The organism is Phormidium sp. CCY1219 (genome assembly GCF_055795085.1).
In genome coordinates, this window is the sequence record NZ_JAYFEQ010000384.1 from 1 (window position 1) to 19,542 (window position 19,542).

Annotated in this window: 14 protein-coding genes; 10 read left to right on the forward strand and 4 right to left on the reverse strand. The window is 52.5% G+C overall.

The genetic code is table 11. The annotated features are described in order from the left end of the window. From mrdA to nrdJ, 3 genes are all read left to right on the forward strand, one after another. Positions 1 to 1,984: penicillin-binding protein 2 (gene mrdA / locus AC0QH1_RS07590; protein WP_324630413.1), on the forward strand; the 1,984-nt coding region annotated here is incomplete at its 5' end. A 188-nt stretch (positions 1,985 to 2,172) separates the two neighbouring features. Beyond that, positions 2,173 to 4,575 carry an LAGLIDADG family homing endonuclease gene (locus AC0QH1_RS07595; protein ID WP_324630415.1) on the forward strand — a complete coding sequence of 801 codons (2,403 nt, stop codon included), beginning with the start codon at positions 2,173 to 2,175 and terminating at the stop codon, positions 4,573 to 4,575. A gap of 356 nt (positions 4,576 to 4,931) precedes the next feature. After that, the gene (gene nrdJ / locus AC0QH1_RS07600; RefSeq protein WP_324630417.1) at positions 4,932 to 6,869 is read left to right on the forward strand and encodes a ribonucleoside-triphosphate reductase, adenosylcobalamin-dependent; all 1,938 of its coding nucleotides are present in this window, start codon (positions 4,932 to 4,934) and stop codon (positions 6,867 to 6,869) included. Positions 6,870 to 6,888: 19 nt separating this feature from the next. Here nrdJ and AC0QH1_RS07605 read toward each other — a convergent pair whose 3' ends face one another. After that, positions 6,889 to 7,026 (reverse strand): hypothetical protein, encoded by a 138-nt coding sequence (locus AC0QH1_RS07605; RefSeq protein ID WP_324630419.1) that lies wholly within the window; start codon positions 7,024 to 7,026, stop codon positions 6,889 to 6,891. 3 nt (positions 7,027 to 7,029) lie between these two features. Between AC0QH1_RS07605 and AC0QH1_RS07610 the strand changes: the two genes are divergently transcribed. The 6 genes from AC0QH1_RS07610 to AC0QH1_RS07635 all read left to right on the forward strand — a co-directional run bounded on the left by AC0QH1_RS07610 (position 7,030) and on the right by AC0QH1_RS07635 (position 14,191). After that, on the forward strand, positions 7,030 to 7,254 hold the full coding sequence (locus AC0QH1_RS07610) for a ssl0294 family protein (RefSeq protein WP_324630421.1): 225 nt from the start codon (positions 7,030 to 7,032) through the stop codon (positions 7,252 to 7,254). 346 nt (positions 7,255 to 7,600) lie between these two features. Further along, the gene (gene fbp, locus AC0QH1_RS07615) at positions 7,601 to 8,665 is read left to right on the forward strand and encodes a class 1 fructose-bisphosphatase (protein WP_324630423.1); all 1,065 of its coding nucleotides are present in this window, start codon (positions 7,601 to 7,603) and stop codon (positions 8,663 to 8,665) included. Between the two features lie 167 nt (positions 8,666 to 8,832). Next, positions 8,833 to 9,975 (forward strand): transaldolase, encoded by a 1,143-nt coding sequence (gene tal / locus AC0QH1_RS07620; RefSeq protein ID WP_324630425.1) that lies wholly within the window; start codon positions 8,833 to 8,835, stop codon positions 9,973 to 9,975. A gap of 129 nt (positions 9,976 to 10,104) precedes the next feature. Next, on the forward strand, positions 10,105 to 11,634 hold the full coding sequence (gene zwf / locus AC0QH1_RS07625) for a glucose-6-phosphate dehydrogenase (RefSeq protein WP_324630426.1): 1,530 nt from the start codon (positions 10,105 to 10,107) through the stop codon (positions 11,632 to 11,634). Between the two features lie 71 nt (positions 11,635 to 11,705). After that, a complete protein-coding gene (opcA, locus tag AC0QH1_RS07630) occupies positions 11,706 to 13,034 on the forward strand; it encodes a glucose-6-phosphate dehydrogenase assembly protein OpcA (RefSeq protein ID WP_324630428.1) in 1,329 nt (442 codons plus the stop codon). 821 nt (positions 13,035 to 13,855) lie between these two features. Continuing rightward, positions 13,856 to 14,191: a hypothetical protein gene (locus AC0QH1_RS07635; protein ID WP_324630429.1), complete on the forward strand. Its 336-nt coding sequence runs from the start codon at positions 13,856 to 13,858 to the stop codon at positions 14,189 to 14,191. A 766-nt stretch (positions 14,192 to 14,957) separates the two neighbouring features. On the opposite strand, the gene AC0QH1_RS07640 is transcribed toward AC0QH1_RS07635, so the two are convergent. After that, entirely contained in the window at positions 14,958 to 16,178 is a 1,221-nt protein-coding gene (locus AC0QH1_RS07640; RefSeq protein ID WP_324630430.1) for a CAP domain-containing protein, read from the reverse strand. 28 nt (positions 16,179 to 16,206) lie between these two features. On the opposite strand from AC0QH1_RS07640, the gene AC0QH1_RS07645 reads away from it, so the two are divergent. Next, positions 16,207 to 16,443 (forward strand): hypothetical protein, encoded by a 237-nt coding sequence (locus tag AC0QH1_RS07645; protein WP_324630431.1) that lies wholly within the window; start codon positions 16,207 to 16,209, stop codon positions 16,441 to 16,443. Between the two features lie 714 nt (positions 16,444 to 17,157). On the opposite strand, the gene AC0QH1_RS07650 is transcribed toward AC0QH1_RS07645, so the two are convergent. Together AC0QH1_RS07650 and AC0QH1_RS07655 are read right to left on the reverse strand one after the other, a co-directional pair. Beyond that, positions 17,158 to 19,323: a S8 family serine peptidase gene (locus tag AC0QH1_RS07650; protein WP_324630433.1), complete on the reverse strand. Its 2,166-nt coding sequence runs from the start codon at positions 19,321 to 19,323 to the stop codon at positions 17,158 to 17,160. Positions 19,324 to 19,354: 31 nt separating this feature from the next. After that, the coding region (locus AC0QH1_RS07655) for a hypothetical protein (protein WP_324630434.1) at positions 19,355 to 19,542 on the reverse strand (188 nt) is incomplete at its 5' end.

The window sequence follows — 19,542 nt, forward strand, 5'->3', positions numbered from 1 at the left end:
CTCCATTTCCCCTGGCTCTCATCCCGACGCTCACCAAGCACGGGTAGAGCGCGGGGCTTCCCGCCGAGAAGCTAAGAGGGGAAAGCCGTTAGAGAAAAAATGGTGGGATCGCTTTGTGCATCTCGGATATAGACGTTGGATACCATTCATTGCTATGCTAATTACGTATCCAACGATACCGCCGTTGCTGCTTAGCTATTTTATGACTTTGATGCAGTCTTCTTCATTTCCCCCTCAATCCCGCGATCGCACGGTGGGAAATAAATTCCGCTTCATTTTACTGACCATTGTCATTAGCTTGTTGATGTTGGGTCCGTTGGGGTCGCGCCTCGCCTACCTGCAACTGATTCAAGGTAAAGCGTACCGCACCCAAGCAGACTACAATCGGATTCGCGGGATTCCGAAGCAGCCGGTGCGGGGTAATATTTTCGATCGCAAGGGCAAACTATTAGCCACCTCGAGATTGTCCCACACGGTTTTTATTTGGCCGATGGCCCTCGCATCAGAGGAATGGCCCAATACCCTCAAACGGCTATCCGCCCTGATCGAACTCCCCGAATCCGAACTGCTCGATCGCCTGGAAAAAACCGGCTATGACTCCCCCCTCCCCGTGCGAATTGCCCGCACTATCACCCCAGAACAAGCCACGGCGTTAGAGGAATACAGTGCCCAATTGCCCGGCGTCGAAGTGGGAGTAGAAGCGGTCCGACATTACCCCCACGGGAAAGTCGCCGCCCACGCCTTGGGATATACCGGAGAAATCGATTATTTGGATTTAGAAGTGCTCAAAGAGCGCGGCTATCGTCTCGGGGATGCGATCGGGCAGATGGGCGTGGAAATGGCCTTTGAAGACCAATTGCGCGGCGAATGGGGCGGACAACACGTAGAGGTGGATAGCAGCGGCAAGATTCTCAAACTCCTGGGAGAAACTTCTGCTCAATCCGGCCAGGACGTCCAATTAACCTTAGATTTAGAACTGCAGAAAGCCGCCGAGCGGGTTTTGGGGTATTTTCAAGGAGCGATCGTGGCGATCGATCCGCAAAATGGAGCCGTCTTGGCAATGGCCTCTCGTCCCACCTTCGACCCGAATATTTTTTCCACCCGCATCAGTGACGAACAATGGAGTGCCCTGCAAAGCGAAGACCACCCCTTTGTCAATCGCGCCCTGCGCGGCTTTCCCCCGGCAAGTACCTTTAAAATCGTCACCGCCACGGCGGCGATGGAATCCGGCGAATTTTCCCCCTATACGGTGCTACCTACCTATCCCTACGTCACCGTCGCCGGTCTGCGATTTTGGGACTGGAATCGCGCCGGTTTTGGCCCATTAGGATTTGTCGGCGCATTAGCCTGGAGTAGCGATACCTTCTTTTATCAAGTGGCCCTGCAACTCGGCGGAGAACGGCTGATTGAATGGACCCGCAAATATGGATTCGGTCGCCCCACCGGCTTTGAATTAACAGCGGAAGAAGATGCCGGCCAAGTGCCGGATCCGCAATGGAAACTCCGCGAAATCGGCGAACAATGGGTGGTGGGCGATACGGTAAATATGTCCATCGGTCAAGGATATCTGCTCGCCACCCCCCTACAGGTGGCCATGATGTTTGCAGTACCCGCCAATGGGGGCTATCGGGTGAAACCGCATTTGCTCGCGGACAATCGCGAAGCCAGCGCGTGGCGGGAATCTTTACAGATGAAGCCGGAAACCATTGACGTGTTGCAGGCGGGATTGCAGCAAGTGGTCTATGGCGGCACTGGGAAGGCGCTCAACGTCAGCACACTCCCCCCCAATGCGGGCAAAACCGGCACTGCAGAAGCACCGCCACGCGCCTCTCATGCCTGGTATGGCGGCTATGCACCCCTGAACGACCCCGAAATCGTGGTGGTGGCCTTTGCCGAACATTCTGGCGGTGGCGGGGGTAGCGTCACCGCGCCAATGGTGCGTCAAGTTTTGGAAGCTTATTTCAAGCAGAAATCTGGCAAGTAATGCGATTGTCAGTACAACTTAAGGTAAGCGTTCGTACCAATTACGCCGATGGGGACCACAGGCGCAAACCAGTCGGTGCCCCCACTAATAGTGCAAATTGGGGATGGTTTTCCAAATTTAGCACTAGATCTGCGAGCCAAAATCAGTGTAATCTATAAACTTGTCCCGATCGGATATGACGGTTACCTATGGTTCGAGAACTAGAACGAATTGAACACAAGAGCGATTTTCCGGAAACGGCCCCGGTGGCCAATCCGGTTTTTTTTAGGACGTACTCTCGCCGGACGCCCCAGGGACGGGAAACCTGGGCGGAGGTCTGCGATCGCACCATCGGCGCTTTGGCCAAACTCGGCAAGCTCACCGATGACGAGGTTTCCCTCCTGCACCGGATGCAAGGCTCCCTGAAATCCCTCTCCTCCGGTCGCTGGTTGTGGATCGGGGGCACCGAGTGGATCGAGCAACCGCAAAACTTTTCCGGCGCTTACAACTGCTCTTCGAGCAACATTAGCGACTGGCGCGCGTTTGGGTTGTTAATGGACTTGGCAATGATGGGCTGCGGTACCGGCGCTGTTCTCGAACCGCAATATATCCACCAATTGCCTCCAATTCGCAACCAACTACAGGTGGAGTTGGTGGGGGAAATCGGCGCAACCCCTATGTCACAGCGTCGGGAAACCACGGAAGCGATCGCGGATGGCAATCAGGTCACGCTTTATGTGGGAGACTCCCGTCACGGATGGGTCGGTTCTTATCAAGCCCTCCTCGAACTCTCCACGGACGAGCGATTTGATGGGGAAGTTCGAGTGCAAGTCAACCTCAGCGATGTCCGCCCTGCCGGCGAGGTCCTCAAAGGTTTTGGCGGGGTGGCCAACCCGGTAAAACTGCCTTCCCTCTACAAACGCTGTGCGGAAATTCTCAATAAAGCCGTGGGCCGTCAGCTAACCTCGGTGGAGTGCTGCTTGTTAATTGATGAAGCAGCTACTACGATCGTGGCCGGGAACATTCGCCGCTGCATCGCTTACGGGGAAAGGGTTTCAGCGATTTCAGGCATGAAGCCTATCCAAGATGTTGCCATCGGCGAACTGGTGCTGACTTCTTCTGGGCAGTACAAGCCTGTTACGAATAAGTTCGTACAAGGCGTACAAAATGTCGTCGAGATTCGGACTCGCGAAACTGCGATTCGCTGTACGGCTAACCATCGCGTTGCAGTTTACAATGGCTTGCACTCCTACACTTGGAAGTATGCAGGCGAACTACAACCGGGCGATCGCTTGATTTCCGTGCCTCACCGCAAAGGGATGCCCTGTGCAACCGCTGACTATGCGTGGCTAGTGGGCTTGTTTATCGGCAATGGCAATGCTGATTTGAAACGTCTTAATGAGGGTGGCGGCGCTGTCACCTTTGCCTTCTCTAAGGAACGTTTGAACCACCCTCTCGGTCAAAAATGCCTCCGTATTCTCAAAAGCCTGGGTTATACCCCAGCCATTAGCTTTCATCAGAACCATGCGTATATCAAGGTTCACCGCAAAGAATTGGCTGACGAACTGATTCAATACAAGCAGCCTTCGCAAACTCCTATCGTTCCCGAATTTGTTTGGCTCGGAACTGAAGAAATTCGCGCTGCATTTCTAGCCGGGTTAGCCGATACTGACGCAAACCCCTCGCGCAATGTTTTATTGAACTCTAACAACATAGAGTTTTTGCGTCAGGTTCAACGGTTGGCTTTGTCTTTAGGCATTACGACAACCCTACATGAGCGCGGCTCCAAAATGCTTCCAGACCGTGACACTGTTTACGAAGGCACTCATTGGCTGAAAATTCGCGCAATTCAATCTCAAGTCAATGCGGTGGCCCTGGTAAACCCACAGATGGGTGACGCAGGATTTCGTATTTGTGGGCAGAAGAACAATGGCTTGAGTTTGCCCCATCAATTCATTCAAGAAGCAATGGCTGATGGTGGGCGAGGGAACAGTGTTAACAACACCACCTCCACTATCAATCTCAGCAAAAAAGATGAGCCAATGCGCGATGCCAACTGGGATACTCTACTGTCTGAGGACATTGTTAATCCTCATTGGCTGCCTTTAGAGGTGCAGTTAGTTGTACCCGCAGGACAAGCAGAGACGTTTGACATTGAAGTTGAGAGCGATCGCGAATTCATTGCCAGTGGTTTACTCGTTCACAACAGTGCCGGCATGCGGCAATTTGACGCGAAAGACGAACTGGGAGCAACGGCGAAAGATAATCTCTGGCAATGCGATGAAAATGGCAATTGGCGGATTGACCCGGAACGGGATGCCCTGCGAATGGCAAACCATTCCCGGGTATTTCATCGCAAACCTTCCCGGGACGAATCGATCGCTGCTGTTCGCAAACAGTATTACTCTGGCGAAGGTGCCATTCAGTGGGCGGGGGAAGCGGTTGCCCGGGCAAATTGCGATTTGCTCTCTACGCCGCAGTTAAAGCACGATTTTCTGGTCGCTTACGATCGCTCTGAAGCAAAAGAGTGGTTGAAAACCCGTTACCCAAATTTACCTCCCCAGGAGTTAGAGCATCGGTTGGCCCGCTTGGGTCTCAACCCGTGTGGTTAAGGATTTAGCCTCACGTTAAAAACCCCGTAAAATCGGTAGAAGCTGAGATGCTAATACCGAGGTAATCAAAGGCATTAAAGCGCCTTTGACACCGTAGAGCGTAGAAGGTGAACCTTTGCTTTCCGGATGCGATTCAATTGTGCTATTTAGCGGCGCGCGTTGGCAAAGACTATAATCCGCAGGCTACTGTCTGCCTATATCGAGTCGATATAGTTCCACGAGTGCGGGGCAGTGTTTTTCTCAAAAGCACTGAAAATGTACGCCGAGCTACTGCGAATTCACGAAGCAGTAGAACTAAAGGATAAAAAGCCTTTAGGATAACAACCCTGGAAATCATTGGTGCGAATTTCCACTGCGTGGCAGGGGATACCTTGTTGATTACTCGCCAAGGCATGCAGGCGATTAAAGATGCAGTGGGCGCGGAAATCCACATCTGGAACGGCAAACGCTGGAGCAAGGTGACGCCCTTCCAAACCGGCCAGGCCCAGAAATTGTACCGGGTACGGTTTGGCGATGGTTCCTATCTCGATGCCACAGAGTATCATCGGTTCTTTGTGAGCGATGGTGAGGGTACGGAATATCGCGAAGTGCAAACCAAAGATTTGCTCGCGGGGAGCAATTATATATTGCATACCGAGCCGTTTGCGATCGCCTATGGGGACGGACTGAATATCGAGCCGACTGGCGCTTATGCTTTGGGTGTAAATGTCGGTGGTGGAGACGCGATGAATTATGTCTCTACATCCCAAGGCAACGATCGATCCGCATCGGCGGTGAGCGGTGCGGTAGCGGTAGCGGAAGTCGGGTTTGGCGCAGAGGTGGTGCGTCGCCTGAAAACCGACCCAGAGGCATTGAATGCGATCGCCCGTTGGAAGAAAGAAGCGATTCTGGCATTTATCGCCGGGTTAGCCGACGCCAAGGGAACTGCAACTCCCAACCGGATTTGGATTGAGGGGCTGCAAGAACGTAGCGCCCGACGAGTGCAACTGCTGTTAACCAAATGTGGGCTGCATTCGACCATTCACCCAGACCGATTCGGGGAAAACATCGCGGCGATAGAGATTTGCGATCGCGGCGAAATTCCCTGTCAGCGGTTGGATATCCGCAACGGCGATCGCGCCGAGATAAGCGGCGATCGGCAAACCATTGAAAGCGTCGAGGAATTGCCCGGACTCCACGAAACCTACTGTTTCAACGAACCCGAATTCCATAAAGGCGTATTTGGCAACACCCTCACCGGAAACTGCAACCTCGCCGAAATCCATCTGAATCAAATCGACCCGCAAGACCATCAAGCCCAAGAAGACGCCTTTAAAGCCGGTGCCTTGTCTGTGGCGATTTTGCTCAACCACAAATTCACCGAACCTCGCTATCACTACAGTCGGCAAATCGATCCGATTGTAGGAGTCTCCTTTACCGGGTTGTTTGATTTCTTCGTGCAAGCCTTTGGGGCCGACTGGTTGCGCTGGTGGGAACAAGGGCGGCCCGACAGCGGACGAGGATTGGAATTCAAGCGGTTAGAACGGGAATATTTAACCCGGTGGCGGGATATAGTTCACGCCAAAGTGTGGGATTACTGCGATCGCCACAATTTGCGCCGCCCCAACCGTTGCACCACCATTCAGCCCAGTGGGACCAAATCTCTGCTCACCGGGGCCTCTCCCGGATGGCACCCCCCGAAAGCACAACGATTCATTCGCCGGATTACCTTCCGCAAGAATGACCCCGTAGCCCTCGCCTGTATCGACTACGGCTATAACGTAGTACCCTCCCAGTCGGATAAAGACGATTTGGGCAATCTGCTCGATGACCCCTTTGACCCGCGCTGTTGCGAATGGTTGGTAGAAATTCCCGTGGCGACTCCTTGGGCCGATTTACCCGGATGCGATGACATCGACATCAGCAAATTTTCCGCCTTGGCGCAATTCGACTTCTACATGCAAGTTCAGCGCCACTACACCACCCATAACAGTAGCGCCACCATCGAGTTGCGCGAATCGGAAATCGAAGCCCTCGGAACCCGGATTTACGAAGCGATTCGGGATGACGAAGGTTACATCAGTGCCGCCCTGCTGGCGCGATTTGACGACCTGCAAACCTTCCCGCGATTGCCCTTTGAGCCAGTGGATAAAGCCACCTACGAGGCATGTTTGGACGGGGTGTTAAAACGGCGCAAAATCGCTGATTTTCACCAAGCGCTCAGTCAATACGATCGCGGAGAAATGCTCGAAGCCGGTCCGGCGGGGTGCGATTCGGATAAGTGCTTGTTACCGGAAGACACGCCCCAGTCATAGGTTGTGGGGAAGTAGAGCCTCACAGGAGTGCGTTTTCTGTGGGGGGAACACTTCGGGGGTGAGTGGCGATCGCCACACCCCCGCCTCGGAGCCAAAAAATAACCAGACGCGCTAGGATCCCAGAAGAAGCGATCGCAGTGCCAGTACAAGGAGACATCCTATGTTTTTCGACGAACTTCGTCCGGTAATGGAAGAATTAACCCAACACCCGGTTGCCTTTTTAGGCGGGTTTTTTTCCGGAGTTTTCCGTCTCAACCTGTCGGATGACCCGGTAAAAAGCTGGCTCGAACAGCAAGGAGCCTCGAGCAACGGTGCCACCTACGCGGATCCGGAAAGCAACGGGAACCGCAGCAGCAGTGGACCGCAGTCCATTTCCATCGAGTAATCCCTTATCGCATCGCCTCGAGAGGTCGGCTTGAACCACAAGTCGGCCTTTTTTGTGTGGGTCTAAGCTGTGGTGCGGGCAAATTTCGTGAATTTTCGTTAATCTGTATCGAGAGTAACAGACTTTTGACCCACTTTTTGCATAAGCGGGCGATCGCCCCCTAAAATCCGCAAAAATACTCACCGCACCCCCACAGTTTCTATAGTTCCCATAAAGTTAATCCCCCTTGAGCAAAAGGGTCTTTAAGATAGAAAAAAGGACGACTGAGCATTCAGCCCCCTTGCGGATGACCCGCCAGCCTCGCCCGCCGGAAACCACAGATCCACTCCAAAAGGAGGAAAACCCAATGGCAGACGCAGATAAACTCGTCAAACAAACCCACGCCCTGGATAGAGACTGCACCACCCTATCGCGTCACGTGTTGCAGCAACTACAGAGCTTCTCTGCGGAAGCTCAGGATCTCAGTGCCTTAATGGGGCGCATTGCCCTCGCCGCCAAACTGGTGTCCCGTCGCCTGAGTCGGGCGGGATTGGTAGAAGGCGTACTCGGCTTTACTGGCGATGTCAACGTACAGGGCGAAAGCGTCAAGCGAATGGATGTCTATGCCAACGAGGTCTTTATCTCCGTCTTCAAGCAAAGTGGCTTAGTCTGTCGCTTAGCCTCCGAAGAAATGGATAAACCCTACTACATTCCCGAAAACTGCCCCATTGGTCGCTATACCCTCCTCTACGACCCCATCGATGGGTCCTCCAATATTGACAGCAACCTGAACATCGGCTCTATTTTTTCCATTCGCCAGCAAGAAGGCACGGATGAGAATGGAGAGGCAAAAGACTTGCTACAACACGGACGCAAACAGTTAGCCGCCGGCTACATCCTGTATGGTCCGAGTACCATGTTGGTGTACTCCATTGGCAATGGGGTGCATTCCTTTACCCTCGACCCCAGCTTGGGCGAGTTTATCCTATCCACGGAAAATATTCAAATCCCCGAGCATGGGTCGATTTACAGCGTCAATGAAGGGAATTTTTGGCAGTGGGATGAATCCATTCGCGACTACATCCGTTACGTTCACCGCCACGAAGGCTATACGGCGCGCTATGGCGGCGCGTTAGTGGGAGACTTTCACCGAATTTTGTTTGAAGGCGGGGTATTTCTCTATCCCGGAACCCTGAAAAATCCCGACGGGAAATTGCGTCTGCTCTACGAAACCGCTCCCTTGGCGTTTTTAGTGGAGCAAGCTGGAGGAAGGGCAAGTACCGGTACGGAGGAAATCTTGGATGTGGTGCCCGAGAAACTGCATACCCGCACCCCGGTGATTATCGGGAGCAAAGAGGATGTGGAACTCGTGGAGTCGTTTATCCAAGACCGAACCCGGGAGCAAACCGAAAGCTTGACGGCTCCTTCGTGAGGATTTGATGACTTGCCGGAGGCGACCCCCGAGGAGGTGGGAAATCTACCCGCCGCCGGGAAGTGAAAATCGGGAGGAATCTGTCTGCGGTCATACCTCAGATAGTCATCATCCCGCTGGAAAACTCCTACAATGACAATCGATCGCAAGCATAGAATAGAACAACTATGGCAACCAATCCCTTACTACAAATCGAAGAACAATACGGTCAAAGCATCTGGATGGATAATTTGACCCGCAATATCATCGAATCCGGCGAACTCAAACAGCTCATCGAAAGCCGAGGATTGATGGGTCTGACCTCCAATCCGTCGATTTTCGAGAAGGCGATCGTCGGCAATGAAATTTACGACGCCGATATCGAAGCGGGAATAAAAGCGGGTAAATCCGTAGAAGAAATTTACGAATCTTTGGTATTTGAAGATATTCGCAACGCCTGCGATGTGTTTCGCCCCATCTACGAGAAAACCGATGGACTCGATGGATATGTCAGCATTGAATTGCCGCCGAATATCGCTCGGGATACAGAACAATCCATCGCCGAAGCCAAACGCTACTATCGCGAAATCGGGCGGGATAATGTGATGGTGAAAATCCCGGGCACGCCAGAAGGCTTAGCCGCCGTGGAAAAAGTGATTGCTGAAGGCATTAACGTAAACATTACCCTGCTGTTTTCCGTGCAAAGCTATGTAGATACAGCTTGGGCTTATATTCGCGGGTTAGAAGCGCGGGTGAAGGCGGGGAAAGATATTAGCAAGATTGCCTCGGTGGCGAGTTTCTTTATCAGTCGGATTGACGTGAAAATCGACGAGAAAATCGACGAGCAGCTCGAGCATGTCACTGAGCTGAATAAAAAGGCGAAACTGGAAGAAGTGAAAGGGAAAGTGGCGATCGCCAATGCCAAAATCGCCTATCAAAAATACAAAGAAATCATCGAGAGCGACGCTTGGCAAGCCTTAGCGGCAAAAGGAGCTAACCCGCAACGGCTCCTGTGGGCCTCCACTAGCACCAAAAACCCGGAATACAGCGACGTACTCTATGTAGACGAGCTGATTGGGTCGGATACGGTGAATACCATGCCCCCCTCCACCATCGAAGCTTGCGCGGATCATTGCCAGGTGGGCGGTAGTCGCATCGAAAGCGAGGTGGACAAAGCCTACAAGCTGATGGAAAGCTTGCCGGAAGTGGGCATCGACCTGGATGCAGTGATGAAAGAACTGCTCGAAGAAGGGATCGAAAAATTCATTCAGCCATTTGACTCCTTGATGAAATCTCTCGAAGAGAAAGTCAAGCAGTTAGCAGCGGCATAATCTACCCGATCGGTCATCAATGGGGAATCGGCTGGAGGTTTCACCTTCCCATTTCCCATTTTGCTGGCTGGATTTTACTCTCTCACATTATCGGTAAAGCACTTTTGGCGATCGCAACCACACAAGTCAATGGTAAAACTACTAGAAAATCCTCTGCGCGTTGGACTACAACAAGACCGCATCCCCGACCCCCAAATCCTGGTCATTTTTGGCGCGTCTGGGGACTTGACTCAGCGCAAGTTGGTGCCGGCGATTTATAAAATGAAGTTGGAACGCAAACTTCCCCCAGAACTGACCATTGTTGGGGTATCCCGCCGAGGCTGGAGTCACGATTTTTTCCGGGAACATTGTCGCGAAGGAGTGGAGGACTTTGGCGGCGGCATCGGCTCGCAAGCGTTGTGGGACGATTTCGCCAAAGGATTATTCTACTCTCCGGGCGATATCGATAAACCAGACAGCTACGACAAACTCAACTCCTTTTTAACCGAACTGGACGAACAACGAGGTACCCGGGGCAATCGGGTCTTTTACCTCTCTGTTGCTCCCCGGTTTTTCGCGGAAGCGTCGATGCAACTGGGAAAAGCGGGTATGCTCTCTGACCCGGAAAAACAACGGTTGGTGATTGAAAAACCCTTCGGTCACGACCTGGGTTCGGCACAGATGCTCAACCGGGTGGTGCAGCAGGTCTGTTCGGAAAAACAGGTGTACCGCATCGACCACTATCTGGGTAAGGAAACGGTGCAAAATCTGTTGGTCTTTCGGTTCGCTAATGCGATTTTTGAACCGTTGTGGAACCGTCAGTTTGTGGAATGCGTGCAAATTACGGTAGCCGAAACCGTGGGCCTGGAAGGTCGGGCGGGTTATTACGAATCTGCCGGCGCACTGCGGGATATGGTGCAAAACCACTTGATGCAGTTGTTTACCCTGACGGCGATGGAACCGCCGAATTCTCTGGATGCGGATAGCATTCGCAATGAAAAGGTGAAGGTGCTGGAAGCCGCTCATTTGGCGGATGTGGAAAACTTGGAGCGATCGGCGGTCCGGGGTCAGTATGCGGCGGGCTGGATGAAGGGTCAGCAGGTTCCGGGATATCGGGATGAGGAAGGGGTTGACCCGAATTCGACAACGCCGACTTATGCGGCGTTGAAGCTCAATATCGATAACTGGCGCTGGAAAGGGGTGCCTTTCTACATGCGGACGGGCAAGCGAATGCCGAAAAAGGTGACGGAAATTGCAATTATCTTCCGCGAAGTCCCGTTTCTGATGTTCCAGTCGGCGGCGAAACAAGCTAATCCTAATGTGCTGGCTTTGCGTATTCAGCCCAATGAAGGGATTTCGATGCGCTTTGAGGTGAAAACGCCGGGGAATTCTCTACGGACGCGATCGGTGGATATGGATTTCCGTTACGAAACGGCTTTCGGTGAGGCGAATACCGATGCCTACAGCCGTCTGCTGATTGACTGCATGTTAGGCGACCAAACGCTGTTTACTCGCTCTGATGAGGTGGAGGAGTCTTGGCGGGTGCTGACACCTGTGCTGCAAGTGTGGGATGCGCCGGCTCCTCCAGAAGTGATGCCGCTCTATGAGGCGGGCACTTGGGAACCGGTGGAAGCGGAGTTGTTGCTCAATCGTAACGGTCATCGCTGGCGCAGACTCTAGGCGCTTTGCTTGGCTTGATTCTGTGCGTCTATTCTCATCAAAACACTCACGATTAAATCTATACAATCAATATGGCTACTCCAATTGTTGCTCTGCAAAAACCCAAGGATATTTCTCTCGATGAAATCGAGGCGGAACTGAGTCGCATCTGGCATACGGAAAATGAGGGGAAGACCGCTCCAGTTGCCACCCGTGCGGCGACGTTTAGTATGGTGGTTTACGAACCGGAGGAATTTCAGCAGTTATTGGCGGCGCTGGGATTCTATGATGGCCCGATTGATGGCTTTCATGGCTCAAAAACTAAGGCGGCGGTCCGCGAGGCTCAGAAAACTTACGATCTGCGGGTCACGGGTCGGGTCGGTCCGAATACGTTGCACAAGTTGCGCGAAGAGTACGCGAAGCTTCCCCCCGAAAAGACGCAATTCTCGAATCTGAATGCGCGCGGATTTAGCGTCAGCGAGGCGATCGCTTCTCAAAATCCTTGCCGCATCATCACCCTCTGTCCGATCCTCGGTGAAGATGAAGGGGTCACGGCTCAAGTCTCTGCCTATTGCCCCCTGCAAAAAAGCAGCAATCTGGTCTGCTGCGAATATATTACCTTGCGCGGGACTAAGGAGGCTCTGGAACGAGTTGGGGATCTGGTGTCTTCTCTGATGATTCCGGAGTTGCCTAAGTTTGTCTGGTGGAAGGCGACGCCGAATCCAGAACAGGAGTTGTTCCAACACTTGGTCAATTCTTGCAATTGCATTATTATGGATTCTTGCTATTTCAGCGATCCGGAGTCGGAATTTCTCAAGATGCACGAGCTAATCGAGGAAGAAACTTATGTGGCGGATTTGAATTGGCACCGCCTCAGTTCTTGGCAGGAATTGACTGCTTCTGCTTTCGATCCCCCGGAACGTCGCGCGTCTTTGGTGGAACTCGATCGCGTGACGATTGACTACGAAAAGGGCAATGCGGCGCAAGCGTTGCTGTTTCTCGGTTGGCTGGCTTCTCGCTTGGGTTGGAAACCTGTGTCTTACACGGAGGAAGATGGGGATTACGATATCAAGCGGGTGAAGTTCACAGGTCCGGGCGATCGCCAGATTGAGGCGGAGTTGGCTGCTATCCCTACCGCTGATTGGGGCGAAATTCCCGGGGATTTGGTGGGTCTGCGTCTGCTCTCTACCAATTGCAATGCTAACTGTTGCACGATTTTATGCTCGGAAACCACCGGCTGCATGCGCATGGAAGCCGGCGGTAGCGCCCAAAACTGCCGCACGGAACAGGTGACTCCCCTCACTGACCAAAAGGCGGAATATCTCCTCTCTCAGCAGCTACAGCGCTGGGGTCGCGATATCCTCTTTGAAGAATCTCTCTCCCTGGCCAGCGAGATTCTCAAGTTGCGCCATCGCGCTTAACTTCGTTACCGCATCTTCCCATAACTTAGTCCGCCCGCGCAGCTAAGTTCCCTACCCGTGGCTTTCCCCTGCCAGGGAATCAATTCCCTGGCCTACCCCCCCCCACTCTCGCGTTGTCGTACTCCTTGCCCACCCGCTTTTGCAATGCATAAATTGCTTTTGTTTTATGGGTTGGCCTAGGTATTAATTATACGCGATCGCCCACTTTTTTGTCAACCCCCTACCCTTTTCTAGGGCCCAACCCCCATTAACCCTGGCCGGGAGAGTTGCACAATCGCGCGGGAAATCCCACCGCCCCATGAGGATAATCGTTAGGGAATTCGGCCATAGTGCAATCAAAGCATTGCACAAACGTCCTGGTTGAGCCTACGGTTTCATTGTACGCGATCGCCCACTTTTTTGTCAACCCCCACCCTCTGAAACCAACCGGTTCGCATTAATTTTCGGGGAAGTCGGGTGGATTGTGTTGCCAACTCCACCTCTAAGATTGAAATGAAATATCGAGAGCTGTGGATTCTTTAAACAGGGCGAGAATGATTGCCCCTCATTTTAACCGGGACGCCGCAGGTGTCCCACGCGGGGACTGGCTGCTGCGCTTAAATCCCTTTTTACCAAAACCCTCGAGTGGTGTCAAGCCCATCGCCTTGTCAGAAGCGAGATCCGCCCCTCTACCTGTAAAGTTTTGCAAACATCCGCCAGTTGAGCGCATAAAAATCAGGGTTTTCCCCACAGAAATAAAAGGAAGGGTTCGCGAGTTCCGGAATTTCAGACATCCGGATCCAGAAGGGGACTTCCACTGGCGTACAGATCGGGTAGGAATTATGAAAAAGGGTGAACCAGAAAGCTGGATGCACTCGAGCTTTGAAACCCACGGGTTGAGCGCGCAAATCGAGAACATACAAGGGGGAGGGCTAGGGCAATGGTGTGGCAAAACTAAAGGTTGCAACCGAGCAGATCGCGATTGGAACCTGATTATTCCCAGTGCTTTTGTCGGCGCAATAGTGGGTTTGCTGGTATTAGGAGGAAATTTCTATCGTGAAAATACCAGCCCGTTGCATCAGTTGATTGCCCTTGCCAGCATCGAACAACCTTCACTGTTCCATCATACTCCACCGATGGAGGAAGAAGACTCAGAGGATTTGCTTCCCACGCGATAGGCGATCGCGGTGCAAGTGGCGTCACCGAAACCACCCGGGGCGCGGCCCACCGGGCAACTTCCATCCGCACCCTAACTGATGGGAAACGCAGGGATTGTGTTGAGGATGCAGGGGGAATTACACTGCCACAATAATAGCTATCTAGGCGATCCACCCTGTACGACCCCAGTGTTATGCCCTGGGGTCGTTACTTTTTCCCTAAATATGGGGGGTATCGTGTTTGCACCATTCCCACATCAGCCAAATTGCTGATTTAGATTCAGCTATTTTGCGGATGGAACATCCAGGCAAAACCGCCGAAAATAAATATAGCGCAAGAGGAGAAAAAATTTTGTGTCACCCCAGTTTTATCCACTGGGGTTTTATTCCATTTCGCAAGTGAGTGAGGAAGTTTGAGTCTTCCACTGCGCCTATAGCCTTGAATTTGACAATATTCAAGATGGTATTGCATGCAGCAGAGGTGAGAATCTCCTCTTGCCTGTTTTGGGTTCCGCCCTGGATTGTTTCATCGGGAATATTTGCCAGGGTAGGTTTATCGGTAGGGCGGATTTATCGATATTATCGGTCCGGGGACTAACATTTTGACAAACCCGCCCCTGAAAAAGGTTCGGAACCGACAGACAGGGGTGCCAGGTGGAGTTTCTTGGGGGTAACTTACCGGTTCGTATAAAAAAACTCGGTTGAGATTAGGCCGGTTCGAGCGCACTTTTTGACAAGCAGGGACTATGGCATACCTCCGATCCGTTTCGAGTGAGGGCGATCGCGCTTATCCCATCGCCAAAACATCTGCAGAGACGGTTTCAAACTGACCGGCCAATCCAAACGGAACGCCGATATCTATCACTACACCTAAAATCTCGTTTGTAGATTTCAGTTGCAAGATAGCGTCATTCACCCCATTATTATTGACATCGAGGACGCCGAGATAGTTAATATCGTTTTCGGTCAATCCATCGGTCAGACCGATTTTGTCTCCTTCAGCGAGATTAAAGTCAGTAATCCAATCGGCATACTCGTTTTGCACCACACCTTCCACGGTACTCGATCGCAGGACGAAGACATCTGCACCCGCACCTCCAGTGAGCAGATCCGCGCCAAAATCGCCAATTAACACATCATTGCCGGCGTCGCCGAATAAATAGTCGTTATCGCGACCCCCGCGAACCATATCGTTGCCATTTCCGCCATAGACCAGATCGCTACCGTGATTGCCATTGAGGATATCGTCCCCCTCGTCTCCCAACACTTCATCGTTATTTTTGCCCCCGCGCAGGTAGTCATTCCCGTTGTTTCCGTAGAGGCGATCGCGACCTTGATTGCCATTCATGGTTTCCCCATCTGGCGAACCGAGAATCACATCATCCCCCCCCAGGGCCCGCAATCCCATTGCCGATCCGTTCAGCGCCCCAGGGGTCAGTTGAACCAAGTCCGGAGTGCTGGCGTTGGCGGTTAAGTCAAAAAACCCTTCCATATAGAATGGGTTGTTTTCCGGCGCAACCGGCGATTCTGAGGTGGGAGTCGCGCTGGTAGGACGTGCAGAGAGATTGGGAATGTTGATGTCAATGGGTACCCCATTCAGGTACGGATCGCCAAACACTTGCGTCCAGTAGTGGTTGAGATTCTTCTCGCCAGTATCGTTTTCCAGGAAATAATATCCGATGCCAATGTCTTCAAATTCTGGCTTGAGGATGTTCTCCCGGTGTTGCGGACTTTCCATCCATCCGGCGACCACTTCTTCTGGCGTGGTTTGACCGGCAGCCACATTTTCCCCCACAAGCTGTAATATATAGTCCTGCCGGCCTACGCGATCGCCCACCAGAGACCCATCACTTCCACTATGACCCACAAAATCATTTAAGGCCATACTGGTGCTATGTTCGAGGGCGGCTTCCGATAACTCGGCGTTTAAGGTCAGCGGCGATAAACCTTGCTTCGCCCGTTCTTGATTCGTTAGTTCTACCACGCGATTGACAAACTCTTGACTCATCTTTCGACTCCTTGTGTCGCGATAATATTTGACTCGATGCAGCTTGTCGTTAGCCTGCTGTATGTTAGTGGGGGGATTGTCCCTCGACTATGCAGGTTACATTGTCGGAATTTTTCTTCCGACATACTTGTTCGATTGTTTACCCTCGGTTCTCGGCGAGAATACTGTCTCCCGACTATTTATTGTGGCCAGAGGACTTTTCTGGCGGCGGATGGAACTGACAGAAACACGCTATACGGAGCGATCGCCTCCCCTCTCCATGTAGACAATTCACCTGCGCCCCCAATTGGCTATCACCGCTACTTGTGGGGGTTGGAAATCGCTTGGCAAACAAACCGTCCCTGTCATTACGGTAGTTCTAGAGAGGAATTGACCTTTTTTATCCATTTCCATCGGCGCTTTGATTTGAGAACGAGTGACATCCGAGTGTGCAAAGGGAACTCCCGCGAGGTCGCTCGCGTCTGGAAACTCGATTGACCCTCGCCTCATAAACTTATGGGTAATATACCTAATTTAACCCCAATCCCCCTCTCTGTCAATTACAAATTGTAAAGCTTTGGTGAAATTATAGATAAAAGTGAAGGGCGGGCAGGAAGCAAAGCCGAACATCACTTAAATTTCTCCCCTACAGCGATCGCGATCGCGTGATTTTGCGATCGGTGTCACCGCAAAACATATAACTTCATGCATGTCTTTCCTCCCCTACCTCCCATCGCAGTGGATCGCCCTCCTGTAAGCCCTAGCAGATGCGCCCACCCCGTGGAATCAACCTCTACAGAAGAACAACCCTCGTCCTTATCGTCCCAAATTGCTAGCTGGAGTGAGGAGATATCGTACTCCCTCACTCCAGCAGTCTAACCCTAAACTAGAGGGGAAACCAGACGGCCAAAAAATAGACCGGCCAGCGGACCGGTTTTCCGTGAGAGAAAGGACAGACCCCATGTAACGGTTAGCCCCTCCTCTCGCCTCGCCCACCAGATTAAACGCTAACTGTCAATTCCCAACGATTCAGCTTGCCCGTATCCTCGGGAACGCCATCCACCACCCATAGCTGCCAAGTTCCCTGGGCGGGTTGATGAAACAACTGACGTAACGTCGGCGTAGTATGGAGAGAATAAGTCCTCTGCAAGCGCGTTTTATTCCCCAAGGTGCGACTTTGCAGTTGCACCATTTTACCGTTTGGGGCAATTAGATAGAGTTCCACATCCCCCAGGTAATTGTGTTCGAGATCCAGGCTAACGCGGATATCGCAAACCGGACTCCCATCGCCTAGGATAATCTCACTCCGCAATCCCCCGCGATCGCCCTTGCCAAACAGATTAAACGGAAACAGGCTGTTGTTCCCTTCTTGATAGTCCGGAATCTCCTGCGATCGCGACTGCGTTTCGCTCAAAAGGCGCGTGACGCGCAGGGGAACCGCAAACAACCGCTGTGCCCGCCGCACCGCATTATAAGCATTCACCTTACCATATCCGAACCATTGGGAATGACCTTGGCGATCGTAACTCCCCAAGCGCATCCCCAACTGCGGATCCGGATCCGGGTCGATAATTTTATCCGCACTTTGCTGCAAAATCTGCTTCACTTCCGCCGCCGTCAAATCGGGATTCACCGACAACACCAACGCCGCTACCCCCGCTACCACCGGGCAAGCGCTAGAAGTCCCGCCAAAATAAGGCGTGTAATCCCCAGCATCATAGCCACTAGATCCGACCCGATCCGTGGTAAATACCCCCAACCCGGACAAATACTCCTGAATTTCCGGCGGCGTATTCACAGGCCCGGTTTCCTGCAACCACATCCCCGGCGGCGCATTATTGCTGGGCGCGCAAACCGAAATCGAATTGCCCCAATTACTATATGCTGCTTTCTTGTTCAAACTGGTGCATGCCGAAACCGCGATCGCATCCGGATGAACCGCAAACCCGCTCAACCATTTCGTCTGGCCTTTCAATACATCATTCGGCCAGCCGCTTTCTTCTACCGTACCATTGGTGGGACGGTTCGCATTCCCCGCCGCAAACACGATCGCGCAACCTTTACCATTGCGCCCTTGCGTCGCCGCCCGGGTAATCGCCGCCCGCTGGCGCAAGGACAGGGGAAAATACACCGCCGAAGCGCCCCAACTACAAGAAATCACCGACGCGCCTTTCGTCACCGCCCAATCAAAAATTTGCTCGATGGAGTCATCATCCAAATAGCCAGTGGTCCGGATGGGCATCAAGGCACATCCCGGCGCAACCCCCACAATACCGCTACCGTTTTCTTCCGCTACCGCAACCCCGGCGCAGGAGGTTCCGTGATTATCGGAATCTTCTTCCGGTAAGGGCAAAAAGTCTTTTCCTTTGAAGTCTCGCGGGGCAACAATTTTACCCGCGCCTTTAAAATCCGGATGGTTCAAATCAATCGAGTCGTCCGTAATCGCCACTACCACGGACCGAATCCCCCGGGTAATATCCCACGCTTTTTGCGCGCTGATATGGGAATTGAGCGCCAGGTTCGATCCGCCATCGTGGTGCAGATACCATTGTTTGTGGTAGTGGGTGGCCCGTGGCCGATAGTGGGGTTGGGTGGTGAAAATAATATTGGGTTCCGCCGTTAGAATGTCTGGGTGTCGCATCAGGCGATTGGCAATTTTCACCGGATTTTCGGTGGCGTCGCGTCGAACCACTGCTACAAAGGTGTTGGGAATGCCCGCAACCGATTTGTTGAGGGTGAGTCCCACCTCAGTGGCGATCGCCTCCCGTTGCGCTTCTTCCACCGATGTGCTAAATTGAATCGTAACCTCATCGCTGAGGTACACCAACATTCCCGGGTTATTTTTTACCCCATACAGGTGACTGGCAAAGGCAACTTCTTCTAATCCCCGCGCCGCCTGCATGGCAGATTCTAGCTCGGCGGGGTCTACGGTAAATTCTTCCAGTTTGCTGTTGGGAACTCGCTGTTTGTGGGTTGCGGGAATTTGGTTCAACCACTCCGGGTAGGCGGTTGGATCTACCGGACGGACGGTGAAGCGATCGCTGACTTTCACCAGCAGCAATTCTTCCCCCCCTCGCTGTAAAACAATGCCGAGGTTTTCATCGGAAACGCCGACGCCCGCCATATCGGTTGCAGAATTATCGGGCAATTTAACCGGTTCTCTCATCGAGTTGATTCCTGTTTGTGTCGTCAGTTGGCTAATAGCCCTTATTCATTTGCTCAGTGGATAAATCAGTAATATCCCATCTTCCAGTTATCCAGTTGTCCCGGATTGCAATTCTCCAAAAAAATTCCGTTTCAAGCCGCTGAAAAAGTTGTCTCCCCTCTTGACAAAAAAAAGGGGCATCGGCTATAATCAGACCGTGGCGGCAGGCAGGACTTATGC